The sequence below is a fragment of the Paenibacillus lentus genome (genome assembly GCF_042714055.1).
Taxonomy (GTDB): Bacteria; Bacillota; Bacilli; order Paenibacillales; family Paenibacillaceae; genus Fontibacillus; species Fontibacillus lentus_A.
In genome coordinates this window covers 19,547-39,769 of sequence record NZ_JBHGVC010000004.1, presented here as the reverse complement: position 1 = coordinate 39,769, position 20,223 = coordinate 19,547, and the positions used below count along the sequence as shown (strand labels likewise).

Annotated in this window: 21 protein-coding genes and 1 tRNA gene; 2 read left to right on the top strand and 20 right to left on the bottom strand. The window is 46.2% G+C overall.

What is annotated here, in order from left to right; all coding sequences use genetic code 11:
* Nucleotides 1–136 precede the first annotated feature (136 nt).
* From ACE3MQ_RS10145 to rpsF, 8 genes are all read right to left on the bottom strand, one after another.
* The gene (locus ACE3MQ_RS10145) at nucleotides 137–1,966 is read right to left on the bottom strand and encodes an oligopeptide ABC transporter substrate-binding protein (protein WP_379392507.1); all 1,830 of its coding nucleotides are present in this window, start codon (nucleotides 1,964–1,966) and stop codon (nucleotides 137–139) included.
* Nucleotides 1,967–1,980: 14 nt separating this feature from the next.
* The gene (locus ACE3MQ_RS10140) at nucleotides 1,981–2,889 is read right to left on the bottom strand and encodes an ABC transporter permease (RefSeq protein WP_379392506.1); all 909 of its coding nucleotides are present in this window, start codon (nucleotides 2,887–2,889) and stop codon (nucleotides 1,981–1,983) included.
* Nucleotides 2,890–2,915: 26 nt separating this feature from the next.
* The gene (gene opp4B, locus ACE3MQ_RS10135; protein ID WP_379392505.1) at nucleotides 2,916–3,878 is read right to left on the bottom strand and encodes an oligopeptide ABC transporter permease; all 963 of its coding nucleotides are present in this window, start codon (nucleotides 3,876–3,878) and stop codon (nucleotides 2,916–2,918) included.
* A 5-nt stretch (nucleotides 3,879–3,883) separates the two neighbouring features.
* Nucleotides 3,884–4,819: an ABC transporter ATP-binding protein gene (locus ACE3MQ_RS10130; RefSeq protein WP_379392504.1), complete on the bottom strand. Its 936-nt coding sequence runs from the start codon at nucleotides 4,817–4,819 to the stop codon at nucleotides 3,884–3,886.
* A gap of 16 nt (nucleotides 4,820–4,835) precedes the next feature.
* On the bottom strand, nucleotides 4,836–5,840 hold the full coding sequence (locus ACE3MQ_RS10125) for an ABC transporter ATP-binding protein (RefSeq protein ID WP_379392503.1): 1,005 nt from the start codon (nucleotides 5,838–5,840) through the stop codon (nucleotides 4,836–4,838).
* A 336-nt stretch (nucleotides 5,841–6,176) separates the two neighbouring features.
* On the bottom strand, nucleotides 6,177–6,446 hold the full coding sequence (rpsR, locus tag ACE3MQ_RS10120) for a 30S ribosomal protein S18 (RefSeq protein ID WP_018750422.1): 270 nt from the start codon (nucleotides 6,444–6,446) through the stop codon (nucleotides 6,177–6,179).
* A gap of 20 nt (nucleotides 6,447–6,466) precedes the next feature.
* Complete coding sequence (gene ssb, locus ACE3MQ_RS10115) at nucleotides 6,467–6,949, bottom strand: single-stranded DNA-binding protein (RefSeq protein ID WP_379392502.1); 483 nt, start codon at nucleotides 6,947–6,949, stop codon at nucleotides 6,467–6,469.
* 41 nt (nucleotides 6,950–6,990) lie between these two features.
* Nucleotides 6,991–7,275 (bottom strand): 30S ribosomal protein S6, encoded by a 285-nt coding sequence (gene rpsF, locus ACE3MQ_RS10110; RefSeq protein ID WP_379392501.1) that lies wholly within the window; start codon nucleotides 7,273–7,275, stop codon nucleotides 6,991–6,993.
* 201 nt (nucleotides 7,276–7,476) lie between these two features.
* On the opposite strand from rpsF, the gene ACE3MQ_RS10105 reads away from it, so the two are divergent.
* Nucleotides 7,477–7,674, top strand: coding sequence for a YjzC family protein (locus tag ACE3MQ_RS10105; RefSeq protein WP_379392500.1), 198 nt, complete (start codon nucleotides 7,477–7,479; stop codon nucleotides 7,672–7,674).
* 518 nt (nucleotides 7,675–8,192) lie between these two features.
* On the opposite strand, the gene ACE3MQ_RS10100 is transcribed toward ACE3MQ_RS10105, so the two are convergent.
* The 4 genes from ACE3MQ_RS10100 to ACE3MQ_RS10085 form a co-directional block, all read right to left on the bottom strand.
* Nucleotides 8,193–8,283 (bottom strand) — tRNA-Ser (locus tag ACE3MQ_RS10100).
* Between the two features lie 116 nt (nucleotides 8,284–8,399).
* The gene (locus tag ACE3MQ_RS10095; RefSeq protein ID WP_379392499.1) at nucleotides 8,400–8,630 is read right to left on the bottom strand and encodes a DUF951 domain-containing protein; all 231 of its coding nucleotides are present in this window, start codon (nucleotides 8,628–8,630) and stop codon (nucleotides 8,400–8,402) included.
* A gap of 87 nt (nucleotides 8,631–8,717) precedes the next feature.
* On the bottom strand, nucleotides 8,718–9,611 hold the full coding sequence (locus tag ACE3MQ_RS10090) for a mechanosensitive ion channel family protein (protein WP_379392498.1): 894 nt from the start codon (nucleotides 9,609–9,611) through the stop codon (nucleotides 8,718–8,720).
* A 9-nt stretch (nucleotides 9,612–9,620) separates the two neighbouring features.
* A complete protein-coding gene (locus ACE3MQ_RS10085) occupies nucleotides 9,621–9,854 on the bottom strand; it encodes a putative Se/S carrier protein (RefSeq protein WP_379393046.1) in 234 nt (77 codons plus the stop codon).
* Between the two features lie 163 nt (nucleotides 9,855–10,017).
* Between ACE3MQ_RS10085 and yyaC the strand changes: the two genes are divergently transcribed.
* Complete coding sequence (yyaC, locus tag ACE3MQ_RS10080) at nucleotides 10,018–10,626, top strand: spore protease YyaC (protein ID WP_379392497.1); 609 nt, start codon at nucleotides 10,018–10,020, stop codon at nucleotides 10,624–10,626.
* On the opposite strand, the gene ACE3MQ_RS10075 is transcribed toward yyaC, so the two are convergent.
* The 8 genes from ACE3MQ_RS10075 to mnmE form a co-directional block, all read right to left on the bottom strand.
* Nucleotides 10,598–11,098, bottom strand: coding sequence for a DUF4446 family protein (locus tag ACE3MQ_RS10075; RefSeq protein WP_379392496.1), 501 nt, complete (start codon nucleotides 11,096–11,098; stop codon nucleotides 10,598–10,600). The two genes, yyaC and ACE3MQ_RS10075, sit on opposite strands and share 29 nt — an antisense overlap.
* A 23-nt stretch (nucleotides 11,099–11,121) precedes the next feature.
* Nucleotides 11,122–12,279, bottom strand: coding sequence for an aminotransferase class V-fold PLP-dependent enzyme (locus ACE3MQ_RS10070; protein ID WP_379393044.1), 1,158 nt, complete (start codon nucleotides 12,277–12,279; stop codon nucleotides 11,122–11,124).
* A 323-nt stretch (nucleotides 12,280–12,602) separates the two neighbouring features.
* Nucleotides 12,603–13,442 carry a ParB/RepB/Spo0J family partition protein gene (locus tag ACE3MQ_RS10065; protein WP_379392495.1) on the bottom strand — a complete coding sequence of 280 codons (840 nt, stop codon included), beginning with the start codon at nucleotides 13,440–13,442 and terminating at the stop codon, nucleotides 12,603–12,605.
* A complete protein-coding gene (locus ACE3MQ_RS10060; protein WP_379392494.1) occupies nucleotides 13,435–14,196 on the bottom strand; it encodes a ParA family protein in 762 nt (253 codons plus the stop codon). Before ACE3MQ_RS10060 ends, ACE3MQ_RS10065 begins: the two co-directional genes overlap by 8 nt.
* A gap of 245 nt (nucleotides 14,197–14,441) precedes the next feature.
* Complete coding sequence (gene noc, locus ACE3MQ_RS10055; RefSeq protein WP_379392493.1) at nucleotides 14,442–15,260, bottom strand: nucleoid occlusion protein; 819 nt, start codon at nucleotides 15,258–15,260, stop codon at nucleotides 14,442–14,444.
* A gap of 769 nt (nucleotides 15,261–16,029) precedes the next feature.
* Nucleotides 16,030–16,752 carry a 16S rRNA (guanine(527)-N(7))-methyltransferase RsmG gene (gene rsmG / locus ACE3MQ_RS10050; RefSeq protein WP_379392492.1) on the bottom strand — a complete coding sequence of 241 codons (723 nt, stop codon included), beginning with the start codon at nucleotides 16,750–16,752 and terminating at the stop codon, nucleotides 16,030–16,032.
* 4 nt (nucleotides 16,753–16,756) lie between these two features.
* Entirely contained in the window at nucleotides 16,757–18,643 is a 1,887-nt protein-coding gene (mnmG, locus tag ACE3MQ_RS10045) for a tRNA uridine-5-carboxymethylaminomethyl(34) synthesis enzyme MnmG (protein WP_379392491.1), read from the bottom strand.
* Between the two features lie 122 nt (nucleotides 18,644–18,765).
* A complete protein-coding gene (mnmE, locus tag ACE3MQ_RS10040; RefSeq protein ID WP_379392490.1) occupies nucleotides 18,766–20,145 on the bottom strand; it encodes a tRNA uridine-5-carboxymethylaminomethyl(34) synthesis GTPase MnmE in 1,380 nt (459 codons plus the stop codon).
* Between the last annotated feature and the right edge of the window lie 78 nt (nucleotides 20,146–20,223).

Genomic DNA, 20,223 nt, shown 5'->3' with positions numbered 1-20,223 from the left:
TTAATAACTCTACCGCTTCGTACTATACCATAAAGAGGTTTTTTCATACAAATATCATGTAAAAAAAAGCGCCAAAAGCAATCCCCCAGTGCCGAAAAGCACCAGGGGATTTCTTCTAATCCTTCTATTCAATATTCTACTCCGCCACGAACGGCTTATCCTGCGATACCGCTAGTTCATGGAGATAGATTCCTGTTCCATCGCCAATGGCAAAGTTGAGAATTCTCTTATTTACGGGTACGATTTCGGAACGATAGAGCGTCGGGAACACCGGAATTTCCTCGAGCATAAACTGCTGCCATTCTTTGTAAATGGCCTGACGAGTCGCAACATCGAAGGCTTTCTCAGAGACCCCTTCTTCCAGGAGACGGTCATTCTCCTCGCTGGCGTATCTTGAGAAGTTAAACAACGCATCCCGTCCATATAGTCCTGTCGGGTCGACGTCAATGCCTACGGTCCATGCGCCTTGATATACATCGACGTTTGGATCATCCTTCCCATTATTGCCGATGCGGTCATAGAATGTGTTAAATTCAACCAATTCCAGATTAACGTTCAGCCCGATCGCGTTCCAGGATTGGACGTAATACCGGGCCAACGGCTCTGCTATATCTCCGCCCGTCATCGACAAGAAATTGATCACCAGCTCGCTGCCGTCCGGATTGGTGCGGAATTCGCCGTTTTTCTTGTATCCGGCCTCATCCAATATTTGGTTGGCCTTCTCTACATCATAGGCAATTCCCGGATTGCTCGCATCGTGGAACTCCGGATGGGACGGTGGAATCAGCGTTGTTGCATTCCAACGTAGACCATGGTAGAAGCGCTTACCCACCTGATCGTTATCCACCGCGTGCCACATCGCTCTGCGCAGGTTCACATCCGCCATTTTCGCATCGGGATTCGGGGCAACCACCTTATTGGTCTCATCCCATTTGCCCAGCTTGAAGCCGATGTACGTATAGGCACGATCGATAACACCTAAATACTCTACATTAGACATATTGGCATTGTCGGGGAACTGGTCAATCGGGAATGTATCTACCAGATCCACTCCGCCCGACTTTAACTGCTGCACGATCGTTGTTGGATTGATGACCTTGAGCACAACTTTATCGAGCTTAGGCTCTCCGCGCCAATAATCCGTGTTTTTTGTATAAACAACGGATTCACCCGGAACGATGCTTTCTACCTTGAAGGGACCAAAGCCGATCGGCTTCTCCCGAACCTCCGGAGAGGAAGGAATTTTGGCTATTTCCATGTCTCCAAAGATGTGCTTCGCAAGCGGATACGTCCATATGCTGCCTGTCAATAAAGACGGGGTGGATTTGATATAGGTAATTTGCAGCTTCTTATCGCTAAGCACTTTAATGCCGGATATTTTATCCGTTTTGCCTTCCCGATAGTCGATCATACCTTCAATGTTCGTGAAATCAGACCCATAACGGGGGCCATCATAATCCTTGTGCCCGATGACCTCATGGGCAAATTCCCAATCCTCCGCGGTTACCGGCTTGCCGTCATGCCAATTGACGTTGTCCCGAATCGTATAGGTAAAGGTTTTGCCGTCTTCGGACACTTCATAAGTCGCTGCCCCGTTGTTCGTGAATACATAGTTTTTGTCCCAATCCAACAGCGATTCATCAAACCAGGACAGAACTTTAGAGTCAGGAACACCCGAAGAAAAATTGTAATTTAGAATGCCTTCAAATGGCGTATCGGAGACAAGGCCATACGTAATCGTGCCCCCTTTGATTGGTTCCCCCTCATTTGTTTTAACATTGCTGAAATCCTCGATGGAGTACAAGCCCTCCTCTGCCGGCTTTTTCTCGCCATCCGTTTGATTCTGCGTATTCGTTGGCGCTGGCGGAGTCGCATTGTTCCCTTTATCGGAAGTACAAGCAGAGAGAACAATAATGAATACAAATAATAGCGGCAGCAGCATTTTGGAGCTAACCCTTTTTTTCATAACATTTCCTCCCTTTATCCCTTTCTTTGTCTTGCATCCGTCGCACGCTTTAGCGCTTGACCGACATTATTTATGCTAAGCATCAATACAAGAATGAGTAGTGATGCTGGCAACCAAATCCACCACCTATATTCGAGCGTCTGCGGGTTCCTGGCATAACTGACAAGAGTGCCAAGACTAGGCGTGCTCTCCGGAAAACCGAAGCCTAGGAAGGATAATCCTGACTCCAGGCCAATATTAGCTGCTAAATTCAGGGTCATCGTCACAATGATAATGGAGCTTAAATTGGGCAGAACCTGAGAAAACATAATTTGTAAATGAGATGAGCCGAGCGTTTTTGAGGCTTTCACATACTCCAACTCTCTCTCCTGCAGCGTCTTCGAGCGAATGAGCCGGGCAATCCCCATCCATAAAAAGGCTGTCATAATCAAGGAGAACGATAGAATGCTATACTTTGGCACAGCGGCCACAAAGGCAATGACGATCATAAGCGTAGGCAGGATCATGAAAAAATCAACGACCCGCATGAATACATTATCAACCGTCCCCCCGAAATATCCTGAGATTAGCCCAACCAGGATGCCGATCAACCCGGTCAACACCGTCACGATAATTCCGATCGACAGTGAATTTCTCGTCCCGATAATCAACTGGCCGAACACGTCTCGACCGCCATAGTCGGTACCCAGCCAAAACTTGGCCGATGGCGGCTGGTATAATGCAAATAAATCGACCGTCACAATCTGCTTCTGGTCTAAGACGAGAGATACGCCATAAACCGCCGCGATGATCAACCCTAAGAAAATCAGAGACACCAAAGCCAGCTTATCCCGCTTGATCTCCCGCCATAAAATTTGCCAACTGGAGGGACTGGCCGCTGAGTCAAACGCTCCGTCCTCCATTCGCCCGTTCACTTTATTCATTTCATCACCCCCATACGTTCAAATCGTTATTTAATCCGAATGCGAGGATCCACGATGCCTAGAATGATGTCGGAAATCAAGGAACCTAGGATAGAGGCAATGCCATAGAGAAGAACCAGCGCAGTTACGACGCTAAAATCACGAATCAGAATGGAATTCAGAAAGAGCTGCCCCATCCCTGGATAACTAAAAATATATTCTATAAAAACGGTTCCCCCGATTAACCCCGTTAGTTCATAACCAAAGAACGCCGCTATCGGCAGAAGCGAATTCCGTAAAATATGATGCGTGTAAACGCGCGATTCGGATGCTCCCTTCGCCCGGGCCAGCAGAACAAAATCTTTTTGCTTCGTGTCGATAATTTCGCTGCGTAAATACTGCACCGTAGACACGGTAGTGATCAAAGCCATAGATAATGCGGGCAGCAGCAGATGATATATTTTGCTAACCATATAATCGAGGGTACCGGGTACGAGTCCAGGGGTTACGCTTCCCTCTGTGGGAAACAGACGGATATGAAAACCGAAAATCCACAGCATGAGCAGGGCAAATATAAATAAGGGTGCGGCGAAGCCAAGATACGTATAGCCGGTGATCAGCCGGTCTCCCCAGGAATCGTTATAACGCCCGCTAATGATTCCAAGAGGGATCGCGATGAGATAAGTGATCACTAACGTAACCAGAGACAACCAGATCGTATTGGTGATCCTCTGCCCGATCAAATCGGCGACTGGCATCTTGAACCGAAACGATTGGCCTAAATCACCCTGAACCGCCCTTGTGATCCAGTCCCAATACTGAATGTACCAGGGATTGTTCAAGCCCAGTTTCTCCCGCTGCTCTTCGAGCATCGACGGATCGACACTTGGATCGAGCATCCCGGTCAATGCATCCCCCGGTAAAGCCTTCGCCATAATAAAAACAAGAATACTCAGTAAAATAATTTGCGGAATCATAATCAGCAGCCTGCGCAGTATCGTCTTCCACATCGACCTCACCCCCTTTCGGGCAATGCAGCAAAGTGAGTGTCGGACAACGGCTTTAAGTCGTAGGCTAGTCCCTCATGGTCAAAATACTTGGAGTAAGCCTCATCATATTCCCGATGGATCCATTGGCGTTGCTGCTGACGCTTCTCTCGCTGCTTGGGATCCAAATCGGGTATAGCGGCCAATAGACGTTTGGTATAAATATGCTGAGGGTTTCCGAATATATCCCGCGTTGTCCCTTGTTCCACATGCCGCCCTTTGTACATGATGCCGATATAGTCGCACATATGACGGATAATACCAAGATCATGACTGATGAATAAATAAGTCAGATTAAGCTCCTTCTGAATGTCCTGCATAAAGTTCAGCACCTGAGCCTGAACCGAGACATCGAGTGAGGATACCGGCTCATCCGCGATAATCAGCTTCGGCCTCAATGCGATAGCCCGGGCAATGCCGATGCGTTGCCGTTGTCCGCCGGAAAATTCATGCGGATATTTATGTATCGTTTCCTCGCTTAAGCCTACCTGTGTCAGGAGCTCCTGCACGCGGCGCTTCTCTTCTGCAGCAGATAAGCGCTCAAAATTGCGCAGCGGCTCTGCCACGATATCCAGCACGCGCTTCTTCGGATTTAATGAGGAATACGGATCCTGAAAGATCATTTGAATATCTCTCCGAAACCGGGAATGACTGCTTCGTATCCCATCTCCAATATCCTCACCCTGAAATAGAATCCTTCCCGAAGTAATCGGATTCAAGCCGATAATCGCTCGCCCTGTCGTCGTCTTCCCCGAACCTGACTCTCCGACGAGACCATAAGTATGTCCCTCCTCAATGTTCAGGTTGACGCCGTCCACCGCTTTTACCTGATCGATGACGCGTCTGAAAATCCCGCCGTATACCGGGAAATGCACCTTTAAATCCCTAACCTCAAGAAGCGCCATATTCCTGTTCCTCCTCTCAGTGATCGAGAAAGTGAAAATCCTTATAGCATGTGCAGCGAACGTAATGACCCGGTTCAACTTCATGCAGCTGAGGATCAGCCTCATGCGCCGATTCCTCGATCCACGGAATCCGTGAGCGAAATCGACAGCCCTGGCGCGGCAGATGCTTTAAGGAAGGCACGACCCCATGGATAACATGCAGCTTCGTTCTCTCATTACTCACTGTAGGTATGGAGCTTATTAAAGAACGTGTATAGGGATGCTTTGCATTCGTCATCAAGGTGTGAATTGAAGCGATTTCAACAATTTGCCCGGCATACATCACCGCTACGCGATCCGCCATTTCAGCCACAACGCCCAAATCATGCGTAATCAGAATAATTCCCGCATGCATATCCTCCTTAAGGCGCCGAATCAGCTCCAAAATTTGCAGCTGGATCGTGACGTCCAGGGCCGTCGTAGGTTCATCGGCAATTAAAAGATTCGGTTGATTGGCGATAGCAATGGCAATGACAACCCGCTGCCGCATTCCGCCGGATAATTCGTGGGGATATTGCCCATAAGCATATTCGGGACGAGGAATCCCAACCTTCTGCAATAGTTCGATCGCTCGTTCTTTCCTATGTTTCTTGGATTTCTTAGATGGCACAGTTTGCTTGGATTCGTGAAGAAGCAGCACTTCTTCAATTTGTTCACCAATGATCATCAGAGGATTGAGTGCGGATAAAGGATCTTGAAAAATCATACTGACTTCGTTGCCGCGAAGTCGGTTTAGCTCAGATGGAGACAACGCTATGAGGTTCTGACCCTTGTAATAAATCCGTCCCTGAATTTGGGCACGGGTGTGCAATCCCATAATGGAAAAAGCCAAGGCGCTCTTCCCTGATCCAGATTCACCGACAATGGCCAATATTTCATTCTTATTTACCGTTAGATTTACGCCATCCACGGCAGCAAAAAGCTCGCCTGAAATGTGGAATGAAGTCGACAGATTCTCAATTCTTAAGAGTTCTTCAGTCACATTCATCACCCTATCGCAAGGTTTAGCATAACGTTTTAAGAAACCGCCCAAGGACAATTATTCTGCCCTGCTTACTCGGTTTAAAGATTAGCTTTAAAATGCTATTTGCTATAAAAATAACCTCTACTAGAAATATATTCTTTTTTATTACTATATATTATTGCCATATATATTCCAAGTGTTTTTTTGTAATTCAGGATATACTTGGTAATTATTCACAACATTAAGCATTCTTATAAAATAAAAATCCCCTTCGTTCAACAAGTGGAAGTCATCCTCTAGTGAGGTTCTTGTCCTTGTCTACTTAAAGGGGATTTCTTATTGTCATCTATACGATTACTCCGTAGTGTACGGAAGCAATGCGATTTGACGGGAGCGTTTGATTGCAATCGTCAAGAGACGTTGATACTTCGCGCTCGTTCCTGTCACGCGACGCGGCAAAATTTTACCACGCTCGCTGATGAATTTCTTGAGCAGTTCAGTATCTTTATAGTCAATGTGAGTAATCTTGTTCACAGTGAAGAAACATACTTTACGACGTTTGTTGCGGCCGCCGCGGCGTGCCGGTCTTTTGTCGTCTCCGCCTTCTCTTTGCTTGAAGCTCATGCTATTCAGTCCTTCCTATATTAAAATGGCAAATCGTCATCCGAAATGTCGATCGGTTTCCCATCGTCAGAGAATGGATCTTGATTGCTGCGTGAGAAATTGCTGCTGCGGTTGCTATTGCCGCCCGCGCTGCCTCCTCCAAATGGATTCTCCTCGCGCTGTCCGCCACCACTGCCACCTTCACGATTAGACTCCAAGAAACGGACATTATCAGCAATGACTTCGGTTACGTATACACGTTTGCCTTCGTTATTCTCGTAATTCCGTACCTGAATGCGTCCTTCAACCGCTGTGAGGCGACCCTTACGCAAGTAATTCGCGCACGTCTCAGCCAGTTGTCTCCAGGTTACGACCGGAATGAAATCCGCTTCGCGTTCTCCGCCCTGCGATGTGAACGGTCTGTCCACAGCAATCGTGAACTGGGTAACCGCTACGCCGGATGGCGTATAACGCAGCTCGGGATCTCTAGTTAGACGTCCGATCAGAATGACACGGTTCAACAATCAAATCCCCTCCTCCGGGCTAATGCTTACAAAACTTAGTACTAGGCTACGTCTTTTGTAATGAGATAACGGATAACCTCATCGGAAATCTTCAGAATCCGCTCGAGCTCAGCAACGACTTCAGGAGTCGCTGTAAAGTTCACGAGAACGTAAATACCGTCACGGATCTTGTTAATCTCATACGCAAGCCGGCGTTTGCCCATTACATCGTGCTTTGTAATTTCACCGCCGTTTTGGATGATGCCTTGGAATTTGTCAACTACAGCTTGAACAGCTTCTTGTTCAAGTTCAGGACGAATAATGTACATCACTTCATATTTGCGCATATATGTCACCTCCTCTTGGACTATGGCCCCCACCTTGTTACACATGGGAGCAAGGAGCGAGCTTCAACTCGCACCAAAATATTATACCAAACCGGCGTTAACCCTGCAAGTATGAAACACGAACGAACTACATACAATAGGCATGCTTCTTACCTTTTATAACAGCTTTAGCGCCATTTTATTCTGAAAGGAGGTCTGATCATGGGCGAACAAACCGAATTCGAACCTGGAGACAAAGCACCAAACCCTGGTATTTACACCGAAGTAGGTGAAGCGCGAAGCTTCCATACCCAAATCAAGAACCCAAAACGAATTGAACTAGAACGGGGCGAGACATTTCCTAAAACCACCAACAAGAATCGCAAATGGAAAAAGGCTGAAAAAGCCCGAGTCCATTAGCTCGGGTAACGGGTGCGCAATTAAGGATATCTAATTATGAATTCGTGTATAAAACACTCCAACCTGCACATAATACACTCAGTCGGTGATGCAAAGAGAGGTGTGGTTCCGTTGGAGCATCCACGAGCAACACAGCTGTCTGGAGTCTTATTCACTACACTTTAGAAGCACAAGATCGCGAATTGAGAAAGACCCCTCTTTGTCACTTCGTTAAAGCCTAGGCGAAGATCGCATGTTTCTTCCGTCGTGAGAGAAGAATTCCAATCCGCATCCCGTCTGCAAATGGAGAACCCTTGCGGGTTCTCCTTTGTTGTTAGAGCAGAAGCAGGGGCTGCATAATGGCGATCAATCCCTTTAAAAATGGTTTCTCCGCATCCTTCACCTGCCGATTTAAAGTCTCTTCCCTTTCCCCTCGTTCCCTTAGAACACCAAAAAATCCCCTACGCCCTTGTAGGAGATTCATCATTATTATTACTATTCAATTCTCATCCCGGCTAATTATAGTCTTAGCGACTATATGGCGGAAAGGGTGGGATTCGAACCCACGCACGCTTTGACACGCCTAGCTGATTTCGAGTCAGCCCCCTTGGACCTCTTGGGTACCTTTCCACAGCACTAATGAGCATACCATAAACCATTCAATTGATCAAGGGAACTTACGTTCCCCGACTTGCTAACGACATGAATTATTATCGCCCTAACCCTATGAGGGAGTTATAGTCCGATTATGATTGATCCTGCGTCGCTGTACCCTCTTCTCCGGCTGCGGCCGATCGTATTACTTTCCGCATATTTTTCTCAAATTTTGCCCTTGGAACGAGTACACTGTGCTTGCAGCCTACACATTTAATCCGGATATCCATTCCCATGCGAATAATCTCCATTTCATTGCTGCCGCAAGGATGATTTTTCTTCATTAACACCACATCGCCCAGCCCAAACGATTTACGTTCCATCTACATTCCTCTCCTACTTCATCCACATTATTCTATATTATCGCCCTTCGGGGTCGATTATTCAATCCTCTATCCCTATGAGTATCTTTACTCTCCTTCAGTCAGCCTCAATGCTTCTGCTTCTTCAAGCGCTTGCTTAACATACGTCTGTATTTGCCGTTCCATTTTTTCTCTTTCCGTCGGCAAGCATTCCATCGCAATACGAATGACAAACTCGCTGGCTGACAGGGATTGAATACCAACCACATGCGGGGAATCAGGAGCATACGGGTGATCCTCTTTCATTTTTAGCATCGCTTTTTTCATTAAGCTAATACTGTCTTCAAGCTTCTTAGAATTACTGAATGGGAAATCCACGACAACCATCGCGTTATTTAACGAATAGTTCGTCACATTGGTAATCATGCCATTGGGAATAATATGCACTTCGCCTGTCCAACTGACCAGCCGTGTGGAGCGAAGCCCGATCATCTCTACCGTCCCTTTGAGACTGCCGGTCTGAATCACATCGCCTACGGCAAATTGATCCTCCAGGATGATGAAAAAGCCCGTAATCACGTCCTTCACCAAGCTCTGGGCCCCAAAACCAATAGCTAGACCCAGCACCCCGGCTCCGGCAAGCAGCGGCGCAAGCTGAAAGCCAACTTCTCCAAGCACGAGCATAACCATAATAAAATTGCTTGTAATCCAGGTAATATTTTTAAGCAGCTCACCTACCGTTATGAACCTGCGGGGATTAACCTTTAGTCGGCTGTTCTCCCTTTTCTCCAAAGAGCGGTCAATAACCCGGTAAATAACTTTGATGAATATTCGCGTCAGTATAAATATGAGAATAATCCTTAAGGCAGAAAACATGACCATTTCCCACATATTTACATTTGTCACCCAGTCCCACAGCTTATCCTTCCAGGTTACCGCAGCTTTAAGCACATCTTCAGCAGAATCTATATCATTATCAGTCCCCGTTGTTAGTATTGTCATCTGCTCCTCCTACAATTCGATGTTATCATAACCTGTTTCTGATTGGGAGTAGATCCCCCGAATATCTACTTGCTCCTGAACGATAATCTCCTTGACGGTAAGCAGAGATTCTTCTGGAAAACGAATCGATAGAGCGCAACCTGCCGTGATTTCTTTCGGTGTCGGAAACAGGTCGATTTCTATGTCTGCATATTCCAGCAGCATCTCGGCTCTTAATGCTTGCTGCGTCGAATCAAACGCCATGACTAACCATGTGTCCACTGCTTTAGCCCCCTATGATAAGCGATACTTTAGTCGGAGTATAGAAATGCTCTTTTTTCCATATACTATCTATTATTCCTTATAGCATATATTTCGATGCTTCGGCAGCTATAACGGATAATTCCAAGCGGAAAGGAAGATTTCTATGTCTCAGCTAAATCCTTCGTACACAGGACAAGAAATTCCCTATTTAAAAATACCCCATACCGAGCCGGGCATTCATTCCGCCATCATTCACCGATTGCTTCTTCATCTCGCTCAGATCGAACCCGGACAGGAAATCGTTGTCGTGTGTATTGGTACAGATCGTTCTACCGGCGATTGCCTGGGTCCTTTAGTGGGCACTTCCTTATCCAAATATAATTGCCCTTACTTTCACTTGTACGGTACTTTGGAAGAGCCTGTGCATGCGATGAATTTAAAAGACACGCTCCAACATATTAATACCACATTTGTAGACCCTTATATCATTGGAATTGATGCCTGCCTGGGTCAAACCTCAAGTGTTGGATCGATTCAAGTGGTTCAAGGCCCTCTGCGTCCCGGAGCAGGCGTAAATAAAGAATTGCCGCCGGTTGGCGATATCCATCTTACAGGCATCGTCAACGTCGGCGGCTTCATGGAATATTTTGTATTGCAAAATACACGTCTCAGTCTCGTCATGCGGTTATCTGAAATTATTGCCAGCAGTCTCTATTCGGCCATTAAGGAATGGAACAAAGGATTTATTCCCCTTGCTCGGCGAGAGCAATAACCTCAACCTCTTCCGGAGAGAGTGCATGGGGGGATTCTCCCTTCGTCAACGGTTTGGCATATACATAAGAACCGTCCCGATTATAAATGCCTGTTATGACGACCCCATCCTTCTCATCATTTATAAACGCAATAGAAAAGCTTAAATCATTTCCACGCTCGGCAAAAGCGTTGTAACGCTTCATGCCGATTTTTGCTTTTTGTTTTGGGACAAGCCTTTGAAGCTGATCAAGCATCTTCTTTTGCTGTTCCTGGGCATCTTCCAGTTTTCCTTGCTGCAGCTTTAAATCGATCAGCAGTCCCTCTAGGTCTTCCACACCTGAGCCTTGCATCATGACATCATATTTTCGACGAATCTTTCTGAGCTTGCCCCCTTGAAGCAAGTTCCATATGAGCAGCCAAACTACGACGATAACTAATCCGATTACGACCCAAACCAACTGCTCCAGGATGAGCTCATTCCATTCTTGCATGCTTCCTCTCCCCTATGTTCTTTTCATTGAGCCGAAATTTGTCGCATGGCTAGTACGAACGCCTCTACCTCTTCCTCCGTCGTATCAAACCCTACGCTGGCTCTAACAGCACCGCCCGCCGATGTTCCTGCTGTCATATGCCCTAGTGGTGTACAATGATAACCGGCGCGCACAGCGATTCCATATTCTCTATCTAATAAAAAAGCAATTTCCGCAGCGTCTCTGCCTGCTACATTATAAGACACAAGCCCGGTTCGTGGTTCTCCCCGTTTTGGCCCAATCAAGGATACGCCAGGCATCCCAGCCAGTTCCTCCATCATTTTTTGGATAAGCAACCATTGGCGTTCATAAATTTGTTTTACCCCATATTCAAGCACAGCATTCACACCAGCCGCCAGACCAGCAATACCGACCGTATTTGCCGTCCCTGCCTCATAGCGATCTGGCCGTACAGTAGGCTGTCCAAGCTCCTCCGATTGACTTCCTGTTCCTCCATGTAAAATCGGCTCCAGCTCCACATGAGGCGAAATATATAATCCTCCTGTCCCTTGTGGACCAAGCAGCCCTTTATGCCCTGGAAAAGCAAGCAAATCAATCCCCATTTCGGCCACATCAATGGGATACGTTCCGGCAGTTTGAGCCGCATCCACTAGAAAGACTGCTCCATGCTCCCGAGCCAAATGCCCTATCTCATGAAGCGGCAGGATGCTCCCCAGTAAATTCGAGCCATGCGAGCAAACAACCAACGTCGTCTCTGGGCGAAATGAGTTTCTGACTTCCTCCATATCCAATTGCCCCAAACCATCCACCGTCACATAATCAACTTGAATTCCAATGGTTCTTTTCAAATACTCTAATGGCCTTCTCACCGAATTATGCTCAACCATCGTTGCAATCACATGATCTCCAGGCTTCAGCCAACCCTTGATGGCCAAGTTTAAAGCAGAGGTCGTATTGGAGGTAAAAACAATGTCATTCGGATTGGAAATATGAAACAACGTCGCTAGCGCTTGTCTAGCACGAAATATAATTCGCCCCGCTTGAAGTGCCATATTATGACTTCCTCGTCCGGCACTGGCAGCCTGACCATTCAGGATCGACATCATAGCCTCTCCTACTGTCGGCGGTTTAGGCCAAGACGTAGCTGCATGATCAAAATAAATGACAGATTGCTTTTTCAGAAAACTCCCCTCCTTGACACGCAGCGCCTGTCCCTCAATACTTTCTAAAACTCCAGATTCCTTTAATTCTATATCGCCGCTATATCATCTTTATACCATTTCACTTAAAATATTAAATCACTTCAACTTGCCTATAAGATCAAAGAATGACATACCCCTCCGCTGCAGAGACTGAACATCCCTCAGACAAGACGAATATGTCATCCGCATTAAACTCTAGATAAAAACGTCTATCAATGTACGTTCTAAGGAGCCAGACCGCGTTGAGCGGTAGTTTTTCTTGCGATTATAAAACTATTCAGCTCTGCTAACCAATAAAATCTTTAAGAGAGTAAGTCAAGTAATCGTTGCAAATCTTGTTGACTATAATAATTTATTTCAATTTTACCTTTTTCCTTGGTGGCTTTAATTTTCACTGTTGTCTTGAACTTCTCTCGCAGACTTCCTTCAACTTCCTCTATATAAGGGTCACGTTTTTGAGATGCCGGCTTCTGCTTATCCTTCTTCTTGCGATCCATCTGCTGAACAGCATCCTCAAGCTCACGTACACTCCACTCATGATCGATACATTGCTTAGCCAGTTCCTTAATTGTGGTTGCATCCTTCAAACCAACAAGAGCTCGGGCATGTCCCATAGACAATGTTCCACGTGAAACATATTCCTTCACTTCCTCCGGCAACGATAACAGCCGCAGAAAATTAGCAATATGGGAACGCGATTTTCCCACCTTCATAGATAGCTCTTCTTGGGTGAGTTGAAATTGATCCATTAGCCCTTGGTAAGCTACAGCAATTTCCATCGCATTCAAATTTTCGCGTTGCAAGTTCTCTATTAAAGCAATTTCCATAACCTGTTGATCGGAAAAAGATCTCACAACCGCCGGAATGGTATCATTGCCACAATACTGAGAAGCACGGAACCTCCGCTCTCCGGCAATAATTTCATATCCCTTCAAAACGCTACGAACAATGATTGGCTGAATAACGCCATGCTGTCGAATCGACTCCGCCAACTCACGGATGGCATCCTCATCAAAAGTTTTACGTGGTTGATACGGGTTGGCACGAAGCTGATTCAGTGGAATATCCACCACCTTATCATCCTCTTGAATGGAGAGTGATGGTATCAGCGCATCCAAACCTTTCCCCAATCGTTTACTCATAAGAGACCACTTCCTTTGCCAACTCTAAATATACTTCCGCTCCCTTAGACCGGGGATCGTACGTTATAATCGATTGACCATGCGATGGTGCTTCGCTTAAGCGAACATTGCGTGGAATAACAGTCCTATATACCTTTTGCTGAAAATATTTCTTAACTTCTTCAATCACTTGAATCCCCAAATTCGTTCGGGCGTCAAACATCGTGAGTAACACACCTTCAATTTGTAAAGATGTATTTAAATGTTTCTGAACGAGACGTACCGTATTCAGAAGCTGACTCAACCCTTCAAGTGCATAATATTCACACTGAATAGGAATCAACACTGAATCAGCCGCCGTCAATGAGTTAATGGTTAGAATACCAAGCGATGGCGGACAATCGATCAGCACATAATCGTACATATGCTTGACTTGTTGAATCGACTTCTTAAGCCGGACTTCCCGCGATATAGTGGGCACAAGCTCTATTTCAGCTCCTGCAAGCTGTATGGTAGCAGGAATAATATCCAGTCCATCCACCTGTGTAGAAGCTATCGCTTCTTTCGGATTGACTTCATTAATAAGCACATCATAAATACAATTAGCAACATCGGCCTTATTGATACCAACGCCGCTTGTCGTATTACCCTGCGGGTCAATATCAATGAGCAGTACTTTTTTACCGATCGCAGCAAGTCCTGCCCCGAGGTTCACAGAGGTCGTCGTTTTACCGACTCCCCCCTTTTGGTTAGCAATGGCAATGATTTTAGACAATCTATTTCACCTCAGTATCCGTTAAAAATCTTCTTGTAGTATAAATCTAGGCAGTATCAACTAAGCTGAAGCTACAAAAAGACAACAAAGTCATCCCAGTGTATGCAACATTCTTCATAAATAAGCTCATTCCCGCTAGCTGCGTGTTCGGTTTGATGGAAATGCACCTGGATGACTCAAGCCATTTTGCCGAAAAAGAAGCTGACCTCTTCAACCTCGCGGTTATGGTCAGCGAGAATCACACATTATCTTTTAGGAATTTGAATCACGATTTCATAGTGATCTTCATGGTCTTTCTCCGAAGTCTTGATTTGCATTCCAGAGCCAGATACCATATCAATCGATTGGCGAATCGTATTGAGAGCCAAACGAACATCTTTGGAGAACGAAATTCGTTTTGGCGACTTCTTATTGTTAGCGACTTCTTTGTAAAAAGCCACTCGCGCTTCGGTCTGTTTCACATTTAATTCTTTACTGATGATTTCATCAAGTACCTTTATTTGAAGCTCTTCTGTCTCTAATGATAATAAAGCCCGTGCATGACGCTCCGTAACTTTACGTTCCATGAGTGCCGTCTTCACTTGATCAGGCAGCTGAAGCAGCCGTATTTTATTGGCAATCGTCGATTGACTTTTCCCCAGTCGCTGAGCTAAACTCTCCTGGGTTAATTGATGCAAATCAATCAAGTTTTGATAAGCAAGAGCTTCCTCAATCGAAGTAAGCCCTTCTCGCTGCAGGTTCTCAATCAAGGCGATCGAAGCAGCTTGAGAATCATTGAAATCCCGCAAAATTGCAGGAATTGTCTCATAACCTAGCTTCACTACTGCACGCCAACGTCTTTCTCCAGCGATAAGCTCATACTTATCATTTCGGTAACGGACTACGATAGGTTGAATGATGCCATGCGTCTTGATCGTCTGGCAGAGCTCTTCAATTTTATCGTCGTCAAAAATAGTTCTGGGTTGGTATGGACTGCTTACAATTTCACCAACCGGAATTTGTTTCACTTCATCTCCGCTGCTTCGTTCGGTAAAACCAAACAATTTCGAAAATTGTTCTTTCATTCCGTAAATTACCACCTAATTTCATAGTGTCATAAGGCAATAACCTTATGGGCTGCATTTCCTTGCTTATGAAAGGGAAAGCTGCGCAGTAAACGGTAAGAAAAACGTCTTTCGACGTAATTTCTAAGTAGACAGACCGCCTTTAACGGTAGTTTTTCTTGCGATATCAGGGTGCCTACTTTGATTGCATTACATTCTGATATCTTAAGAAAAAACGTCTCCCGACGTAATTTCTAAGTAGACAGACCGCCTTTAACGGTAGTTTTTCTTGCGATATCAGGGTGCCTACTTTGATTGTGTTACATTCTGATATCTTAAGAAAAACGTCCTTCGACGTAATTTCTAAGTAGACAGACCGCTTTTAGCGGTAGTTTTTCTTGCGATATCAGGGTGCTCTCTTTGATTGCGTTACATTCTGATATCTTGAAATAGTCCCATCGAGAAAATCGATCACCTATGTATACCTTTCAAGGTGAATCATCTCTTGTCTGGTAGTATTTCGTGGTGAATTTCTACGATTAAATATTCATGACCTAGATTAGTAAATGATAGATAGAATGTTGTACGAAATGTAGAAATCAACTAACATTGGGCAAATGATGATCGATATATCTATTCTACCACTTTTTTCACTATAATCCTATTCTCTTATTCAGCTATTTTTTCTGATTTTCTGGCATGAATAAGAGATCCCCCAGCCCATTTGTTTCACGTGGAACAATTAGGCTGGTAGGATCGCAAATACGCAATTGAAACAGTTGCTCTACAACTAAATAATAGGTGATTTTAAAGGCGTGCCTGCCTTACGAGGATAAGCCTTTGGGGTCGCGGCAGTTTTCTTAACAAGAATAATATGGCGATCAGAGCAATCCATCGGTAAGGTGAAGTGATGATTGTCCGATAGCTTGCCGTTAAGCACCCTCATACTGCGTGCAGCTTCCTCTACCTCTTCGCGGGGATCGCTCCCCTTCATCGCTGCAAATACGCCGCCTACTTTAACGAAAGGAAGGCAAAATTCATTTAACACAGCCATGCGGGCCACAGCCCGAGCAGTCACTAAATCAAATTGATCGCGATATTGCGGCTTACGAGCAACATCTTCTGCCCGACCATGAATGAGTTCAACGCCATCTAGCGAAAGCTGATCCACTATATTCTGCAAAAATTGAATTCGCTTATTAAGTGAATCTACGATCGTAAGCTTTATATGCGGAAAACAAATTTTTAATGGAATACCTGGAAATCCTGCTCCAGAGCCGATATCAGCCAGAGAATGAACATCTTTCATATTCACATAAAAAGACAAGGAAAGTGAATCATAGAAATGCTTCACATACACCTGATCACGCTCGGTGATCCCCGTCAAATTCATTTTTTCATTCCATGCGACTAATTCTTTAAAATACGTTTCAAATTGGGTTAATTGCTCCGCATTCACCTCAATGCTATGATCGCGAAGCAATGATTGAAATTCAGATTGTATTTGATCCAATCACTTATCCTCCTGCAGCGGTAACCCGGTTATAATGTTCCAAATAGACGAGCAAAATGGAAATATCCGCTGGCGATACTCCAGAAATCCGTGAAGCTTGCCCAATGGAGAGCGGACGAATTTTGGCTAGCTTCTGACGTGCTTCGATGGCCAGCCCCTGAATATCCTCGTACTTGATATTTTCGGGCAGTTTCTTTTTTTCCATTTTTTTCAATTTTTCAACATGCAGAAGCTGTTTTTCGATATATCCGGCGTATTTCACTTGAATTTCGACCTGCTCCATCATTTCCTCATCCAAAGCAACTTCAGCTGGTGAAAATTGATGGATATGGGCATAGGTAACCTCTGGACGCCGCAAAATAGCCAGCAAATTACTGCCATCCTGGATCGTCGCTGAGCCGATTGACTCCAAAAGTGGATTGATGTCTACCGGACGAACTTTGGTTGCTCGAAGACGCTCCACCTCCTGCTCCACCTTCTCCTTCTTATCAAGGAACTGTGCATAGCGCTCCGGTGAAATCAGGCCGATGTCATAACCAATTTCAGTGAGTCTGAGGTCAGCGTTATCATGGCGAAGCAATAGACGATATTCTGCGCGCGAGGTGAGCAGACGGTAAGGCTCATTCGTGCCTTTAGTCACCAAATCGTCGATCAGCACCCCGATATAACCTTGAGAGCGATCCAGCACGATGGCTTCTTTGCCCTGCACCTTGCGAGCCGCGTTAATTCCCGCCATAACCCCTTGAGCCGATGCCTCTTCATATCCGGATGTACCGTTAATTTGTCCGGCCGTAAATAAGCCGGGGAGCAGCTTCGTCTCCATCGTCGGCCACAGCTGTGTCGGTACGATTACATCATATTCGATCGCATAGCCGTTGCGCATAATTTTCGCATTCTGCAATCCGGGAACCGAGCGAACGATTTGCTCCTGAACCTCTTCCGGCATACTAGTCGATAGTCCTTGAACATAATACTCCGCCGTATTCTTTCCTTCCGGCTCCAGAAAAACCTGATGCTGCGGCTTATCGCTAAACCGAACGATTTTGTCCTCGATAGACGGACAGTATCTGGCACCCGTTCCTTCAATAATCCCCGAGAACATCGGTGCGCGATGTAAATTCGCATTGATGATTTCATGCGTCTCCGCCGAGGTATAAGTCAGCCAGCATGGCATCTGCTCATTATCCGAGCTTTTCGTTTCATAAGAAAAAAACTTAGGATTCTCATCCCCCGGCTGAATTTCCGTCTGAGAAAAATCAATCGAATCGCGATGAACGCGAGGCGGCGTCCCCGTCTTGAAGCGGACGAGCTCGAAGCCAAGCTTTTTCAAGCTATGAGATAGGTTAACGGCAGGCTGCTGATTGTTCGGGCCGCTCTCATAAGCCAGCTCACCCATAATAATTTTGCCGCGCAGATAGGTTCCTGTCGTCAGTACAACCGCCTTGCCGCGGTACTTGGCTCCTGTCTGGGTTACCACACCAACGCACTGGCCATCCTCCACGATCAAATCCTCAACCATCCCTTGACGCAGCGTTAAGTTCTCCTGCTTCTCCAGCGTTTCCTTCATCGTATGCTGGTACAGCACCTTGTCCGCCTGTGCGCGAAGCGCATGAACCGCAGGTCCTTTACCCGTGTTCAGCATTCGCATTTGGATGAATGTTTTATCGATATTACGGCCCATTTCACCGCCGATGGCATCCACTTCTCTTACGACATGGCCCTTAGCCGGCCCCCCGATGGAAGGATTGCACGGCATGAACGCGACCATATCCAGGTTAATCGTCACCAGCAGTGTTTTACAGCCCATACGTGCTGCGGCCAGCGCAGATTCACTGCCTGCATGTCCAGCACCGACGACGATTACGTCGTATTCTGCTGCTTCAAATCCCATCCTAAAACCCCCTTTGAATTCAATATTATATAGTAGATACCTGTATTTATTTTAAAATTAAACTATTCAAAACGTTCTTTTTCATCATACCATGAATGAACCTCGGTCATACGTGCGAGAAACTATTTTCCCAGACAAAATTGGGAGAAAATTTGATCAATCAACGCATCCGGCGCAGCGTCGCCAATCACCTCGCCCAACTGCTCCCAAGCTAACCGTACATCGATTTGCAAAATATCGATCGGAATCCCGATATCCGCAGCCTCATAGGCGTCCGCTAGCGATTGCTTAGCCTTATTCAGCAGCGCAATATGCCGTACGTTGCTGACATAAGTGAGATCCCCGGACTCCAGCTGTCCTCCGAAAAATAACTTCGAAATGGCTTCCTCCAAATGATCCAGGCCCTCCTCCGTCTTCACGGACAGCTCCACGATGGCTTCCTCCGGGAAATAACGGCTGACAACCTCCCTATTCAGCTGCGAAGGCAAATCAATCTTATTCAACAGTATGATCGTCTGCCGCCCTCGGAGCTGTTCCATCAAATGAATCTCGTCTTCATGCAGCAGCTCAGCATTGTTCAGAACAAGTAAAATCAAATCCGCCTCATGCACCGCAGCCTTTGAGCGTTCCACCCCAATTTGCTCTACGACATCAATCGTTTCGCGAATTCCGGCCGTATCCAGCAGCTTGAGCGGAATATTATTAATCGTCACGTATTCCTCAATCACATCCCGGGTCGTCCCCGGAATATCGGTAACAATCGCCTTATTCTCTCTGGCCAAAGCATTCAGGAGCGAGGATTTGCCGACATTCGGCCGCCCAACAATCGCCGTCGTAATGCCTTCCCGCAAAATCTTGCCCTGATTCGCCGTCTTCAGCAGCTGTTCAATACCCTCGGTCACTTCTGTGCATTTCGTCTTAATGAACTGCGTCGTCATTGACTCCACGTCATGCTCGGGGTAATCGATATTGACCTCGATATGCGCTAACGTCTCCACCAGCGTATGACGCAGCGCCGTGATTTTTCGCGACAGATCGCCCTCAACCTGCTTCAGCGCGACTGAGAATGCCCGATCCGACTTTGAGCGGATCAAGTCAATGACCGCTTCCGCCTGCGATAAATCGATCCGCCCGTTCAAGAACGCCCGCTTCGTAAATTCCCCCGGCTCCGCCAGGCGAATATTCGGCTGCAGCAGGAGAAGATCCATCACCCGCTTCACGGAAATGATTCCGCCATGCGTGCTGATTTCGACGACATCCTCCGTTGTGAACGAACGAGGAGCCCGGAACACCGATACCAGCACCTCTTCCAGCTTCTCCTGCGTCTTTGGATTTATAATGAAGCCATAGTGTACCGTATGGCTCTCGACTTCTGCCAGCGGCTTCCTGGAGCGAAACAATGCTCCCACTTCAGCAATCGCCTCCGGCCCGCTAACCCGGATGACCGCAATTCCACTTTCACCTACTGCCGTTGATATAGCAGCAATTGTATCGCTCAACATGGCTAATTCACCTCATGATTTATAGAATAAAAATGCTCGCTCTGCTTCTCGGGAAGCAGAACGGTAACAGGGTTGGCG

Excerpts from the sequence above, each read along its gene's own strand:
- opp4B (WP_379392505.1), bottom strand. The coding sequence starts at position 3,878 with ATGTGGAAGACGATACTGCGCAGGCTGCTGATTATGATTCCGCAAATT.
- noc (WP_379392493.1), bottom strand. The coding sequence starts at position 15,260 with ATGAAAGAACAATTTTCGAAATTGTTTGGTTTTACCGAACGAAGCAGC.
- ACE3MQ_RS10130 (WP_379392504.1), bottom strand. The coding sequence starts at position 4,819 with ATGGCGCTTCTTGAGGTTAGGGATTTAAAGGTGCATTTCCCGGTATAC.
- ACE3MQ_RS10065 (WP_379392495.1), bottom strand. The coding sequence starts at position 13,442 with ATGAGTAAACGATTGGGGAAAGGTTTGGATGCGCTGATACCATCACTC.
- yyaC (WP_379392497.1), top strand. The coding sequence starts at position 10,018 with ATGTCTCAGCTAAATCCTTCGTACACAGGACAAGAAATTCCCTATTTA.
- ACE3MQ_RS10075 (WP_379392496.1), bottom strand. The coding sequence starts at position 11,098 with ATGCAAGAATGGAATGAGCTCATCCTGGAGCAGTTGGTTTGGGTCGTA.
- ACE3MQ_RS10090 (WP_379392498.1), bottom strand. The coding sequence starts at position 9,611 with ATGACAATACTAACAACGGGGACTGATAATGATATAGATTCTGCTGAA.
- rpsF (WP_379392501.1), bottom strand. The coding sequence starts at position 7,275 with ATGCGCAAATATGAAGTGATGTACATTATTCGTCCTGAACTTGAACAA.
- ACE3MQ_RS10140 (WP_379392506.1), bottom strand. The coding sequence starts at position 2,889 with ATGAATAAAGTGAACGGGCGAATGGAGGACGGAGCGTTTGACTCAGCG.
- ACE3MQ_RS10085 (WP_379393046.1), bottom strand. The coding sequence starts at position 9,854 with ATGGCGTTTGATTCGACGCAGCAAGCATTAAGAGCCGAGATGCTGCTG.
- rpsR (WP_018750422.1), bottom strand. The coding sequence starts at position 6,446 with ATGAGCTTCAAGCAAAGAGAAGGCGGAGACGACAAAAGACCGGCACGC.
- mnmE (WP_379392490.1), bottom strand. The coding sequence starts at position 20,145 with ATGTTGAGCGATACAATTGCTGCTATATCAACGGCAGTAGGTGAAAGT.
- ACE3MQ_RS10105 (WP_379392500.1), top strand. The coding sequence starts at position 7,477 with ATGGGCGAACAAACCGAATTCGAACCTGGAGACAAAGCACCAAACCCT.
- ACE3MQ_RS10095 (WP_379392499.1), bottom strand. The coding sequence starts at position 8,630 with ATGGAACGTAAATCGTTTGGGCTGGGCGATGTGGTGTTAATGAAGAAA.
- mnmG (WP_379392491.1), bottom strand. The coding sequence starts at position 18,643 with ATGGGATTTGAAGCAGCAGAATACGACGTAATCGTCGTCGGTGCTGGA.
- ACE3MQ_RS10145 (WP_379392507.1), bottom strand. The coding sequence starts at position 1,966 with ATGAAAAAAAGGGTTAGCTCCAAAATGCTGCTGCCGCTATTATTTGTA.